Here is a 212-nt window from a genome sequence, read left to right as displayed (position 1 = left end):
TGATTCGTTGGGGCCAAGTGACTCTTGGATGCTCGCACTTGCGTATGAGACGCCATCATCGTCTGTGTCGTAGTCGCCACCAGACCTATCCACGTACTCGTTGCTGATGGTTCGCGTTATCGTCAGCTCGTCGGCCTGATCCGCCGCATCGACCTTCCCGTCGCCGTCGCTGTCAATGTCGTTGCCCTTGACGTTCGTTGCGTTATCGGCTT

1 protein-coding gene is annotated in these 212 nt (G+C 57.1%); it reads right to left on the bottom strand.

The window, feature by feature from the left end; translation table 11 throughout:
• On the bottom strand, positions 1 to 212 hold a 212-nt coding region (locus tag EXE45_RS20250; protein WP_158294372.1), incomplete at both ends, for a hypothetical protein.

Origin of the sequence: Halorubrum sp. SP9 (assembly GCF_005435015.1) — an archaeon.
In the GTDB taxonomy this organism is placed as follows: Archaea; Halobacteriota; Halobacteria; order Halobacteriales; family Haloferacaceae; genus Halorubrum; species Halorubrum sodomense.
The sequence above is the reverse complement of the archived record's forward strand: the minus strand, read 5'-3'. Positions and strand labels throughout refer to the sequence as shown.